At 69.8% G+C, this 3146-nt stretch carries 3 protein-coding genes; 2 read left to right on the forward strand and 1 reads right to left on the reverse strand.

The features are described from left to right. Positions 1-17: 17 nt before the first annotated feature. Positions 18-803 carry an IclR family transcriptional regulator gene (locus P3W75_RS14915; RefSeq protein WP_276228135.1) on the reverse strand — a complete coding sequence of 262 codons (786 nt, stop codon included), beginning with the start codon at positions 801-803 and terminating at the stop codon, positions 18-20. Between the two features lie 181 nt (positions 804-984). On the opposite strand from P3W75_RS14915, the gene P3W75_RS14920 reads away from it, so the two are divergent. Both P3W75_RS14920 and P3W75_RS14925 read left to right on the forward strand, forming a co-directional pair. Continuing rightward, positions 985-2616 carry an AMP-binding protein gene (locus P3W75_RS14920; RefSeq protein WP_276228136.1) on the forward strand — a complete coding sequence of 544 codons (1632 nt, stop codon included), beginning with the start codon at positions 985-987 and terminating at the stop codon, positions 2614-2616. Positions 2617-2666: 50 nt separating this feature from the next. Beyond that, a partial coding sequence (locus tag P3W75_RS14925; protein WP_276228137.1) for a 3-hydroxyacyl-CoA dehydrogenase NAD-binding domain-containing protein occupies positions 2667-3146 on the forward strand: 480 nt, incomplete at its 3' end.

Here is a 3146-nt window from a genome sequence, read left to right on the forward strand (position 1 = left end):
CGTGCTCTCGAACCGAATCAGGCGCCGAGGCTTTCGATGTCGCGCGCGAGCATTTCCAGCTCATGGGCCAGGGAGCCCTTGAGGGTTTCCTCGCTGAGCTGGAAGGAGGGCGCGCCGCAGGTCAGCGCCATCAGCCCGCCATCGGCCAGGCGCAGCGGCACGCCGGCGGCGCGCACGTTGCGGTCCCAGTCGCCGAGGGAAAGGCAGAAGCCGTGCTCGCGGAACTCCTCGAAGGAATGCTCCAGCGACGCCCGCAGCGCCGCCCAGTCGCCCTCGTGGCGCGACTGCAGCGCCTGCAGCAGGTGCTCGCGCTCCTGCTCCGGGGTCGCCGCCAGGTAGGCGCGGCCGGCGGCGGTGGTGGCCAGCGGCAGGCGCACGCCAGCGTCCATGCGCAGGGAGGTGGCTTCCGGCGGGCGACAGTTCTCCACGTAGATCATCGACAGCCAGTCGCGGCAGGTCAGGCCCACGGTGGTGTTGGTGCGGCGGGCGAAGGCCTCCATGTACGGCTTGGCCAGCTGGCGCACGCGCAGGTTCGACACGTAGGCGTAGCCGAGGGCGAGCACGCCGGAGTCCAGCTGGTACTTCTCGTGCAGCTGCGAATAGCTGAGGTAGCCGAGCTTGGTCAGGGTGTAGGTCATGCGCGACACGGTCGGCTTGGGCAGCCCGGTGATCCGCGCGATCTCCTGGTTGCCCAGCACCACCGAGCCATGGGTGAAGGCGCGCAGCACGTCCAGGCCGCGGGCCAGGGCCTCGACGAACTTGCGGTCCTTGGGTGCGCTGGAGTCTTCGAAATCGTCGCTCATGCTGCCTCGGCTGGGGAATATGGGGGCCGGAGCGGCGTCCGGCGCGGGCGAACGATAGCAGATCGGCCTGGCGCGATCAGCAGGGCGAAGCGCCGTTGCACGGTCAAAGGCTATCGCATACCATCGATTTCGACATCATGTTTCGCAGAGTAAAACAACAATTCACTTGCGGAGAGCCACGATGCCCGTCACTGCCGAAAGTCATGTCGCCGCGCAATTCGCCGCGCGCGGTTACCGCAACGTCCACGACCTGCTGCGCGACGCCAGCCGCGAGCACCCCGAGCGCCCGGCCTTCTCCTGCGCCGGCAGCTGCCTGAGCTTCGCCGAGCTGGAGCGCCAGGCCGACGCCTTCGCCCGTTTCCTGCGCCACCACGCCGGCCTGCAGCCCGGCGAGCGCCTGGCGCTGATGCTGCCCAACTCCCTGCAATACCCGATCGCCGCCTTCGGCGCGCTCAAGGCCGGCCTGGTGCTGGTCAACACCAACCCGCAGTACACCGCCGGCGAACTCAACCACCAGCTGCGCGACTCCGGCGCCAGCGCCATCCTGCTGCTCGACCGCCTGCTGCCGCTGCTGCGCAAGGTGCAGGACGACAGCGCGGTGCGCCAGGTGCTGCTGACCGCGGTGGACGACCTCGAAGCGCCGCAATACGCCTGCGACGAGCCCGACGCCACGCGCTTCATGCAGGCCCTGCGGCTGGGCGCCGAGGCCCCGCCGGTGGACACCGAGCCGGGACTGGAGCGCCTGGCCCTGCTGCAGTACACCGGCGGCACCACCGGCGTCTCCAAGGGCGCCATGCTCAGCCACTACAGCCTGCTGGCCAACGTCATCCAGACCCTGGAGCTGTTCATGCGCCCGGGCCTGCTCGACCCGGCGACCGACGTGCGCATCGCGCCGCTGCCGCTGTATCACATCATGGCCTTCGCCACGAACTGCCTGAGCTCGGTGGGCATGGGCCTGCACACGGTGGTGATCCGCGACGGGCGCAACCTCGACGAGATCGTCGCGGCCATGCGCCGCTACCCGTTCAGCCTGCTCAGCGGGCTGAACAGCCTGTTCGTCGGGCTGATGAACCACCCGGAGTTCGCCAGCCTCGACTTCAGCCACCTGAAATGGGTCACCAGCGGCGGCGCGCCGCTCAACCTGGAGGTCGGCCGGCGCTGGCAGGCGCTCACCGGCGCCCCGGTGCTGGAAGGCTTCGGCCTCACCGAGGCGTCGCCGGTGGTGTGCACCAACACCCGGCTGACGCCCTACCGCGAGGGCTACGTCGGCCAGCCGCTGATCGACACCGAAGTGCGCATCCTCGACGAGGACGGCCAGCCATGCCCGGCGGAGGTCCCCGGCGAGCTGTGCCTGCGCGGCCCGCAGGTGATGCTCGGCTACTGGGGCCGCCCGGAGGAAACCGCCCAGGTGCTCGACGCCGACGGCTGGCTGCGCACCGGCGACATCGCCGTGCAGGACGCCAACGGCCTGCTGAAGATCGTCGACCGCAAGAAGGACATGATCCTGGTCAGCGGCTTCAACGTCTTCCCCAACGAGGTGGAGGACGCGGTGATGCGCCATCCCGGTATCCGCGAATGCATCGCCATCGGCGTGCCGGACCTGCGCAAGGGCGAGGCGGTGAAGCTGTTCGTCAGCCTGCGCGACCCGGCCCTGGACGCCGCCGCGATCATCGCCCACTGCCGCGAGCACCTCACCGGCTACAAGGTGCCGAGCTTCGTCGAGGTGCTCGACGAGCTGCCCAAGACCTCGGTGGGCAAGATGCTCCGCCGCCAGCTGCGCGACCTGGAACAGCAACGGAACCCCACGTCATGAGCACAGCGACTAAGGTGAAGACAGGCCAGCCAGACGAGGGCACGCCGCCCATGCCAGTCAGCAACCCTCCCGCGTTCCAGCGCATCGGCGTGATCGGCGCCGGCGCCATGGGCCGCGGCATCGCCCAACTGTTCGCCAGCGCCGGGGTGCCGGTGCGGCTCTACGACAGCCGCGCCGAGAGCGTCCAGCAAGCCCTGGACTTCAACCGCGAGCTGCTCGAACGCGCGGCCGCCAAGGGCAAGCTCGACGCCGACGCCCTGGCCGCCACCCTGCAGCGCCTGCGCCCGGCCCACAGCCTCGACGAGCTGGCCGACTGCGACCTGCTGGTGGAAGCCATCGTCGAAGACCTCGACGCCAAGCAGGCGCTGTTCGCCGAACTGGAGGCGCGGGTGGCGGACGACGCGGTGCTGGCGAGCAACACCTCGTCGCTGTCGATCACCCGCATCGCCGCGCGCTGCCGCCGCCCCGAACGGGTGGCCGGCTTCCACTTCTTCAACCCGGCGCCGCTGATGCGCATCGTCGAAGTGGTG

Origin of the sequence: Pseudomonas citronellolis (assembly GCF_029335315.1) — a bacterium.
GTDB classification, from domain to species: Bacteria; Pseudomonadota; Gammaproteobacteria; order Pseudomonadales; family Pseudomonadaceae; genus Pseudomonas; species Pseudomonas citronellolis_A.

Bases quoted from the DNA above. Each gene is read 5' to 3' on its own strand.
- P3W75_RS14915 (WP_276228135.1), bottom strand. From the start codon at position 803: ATGAGCGACGATTTCGAAGACTCCAGCGCACCCAAGGACCGCAAGTTC.
- P3W75_RS14920 (WP_276228136.1), top strand. From the start codon at position 985: ATGCCCGTCACTGCCGAAAGTCATGTCGCCGCGCAATTCGCCGCGCGC.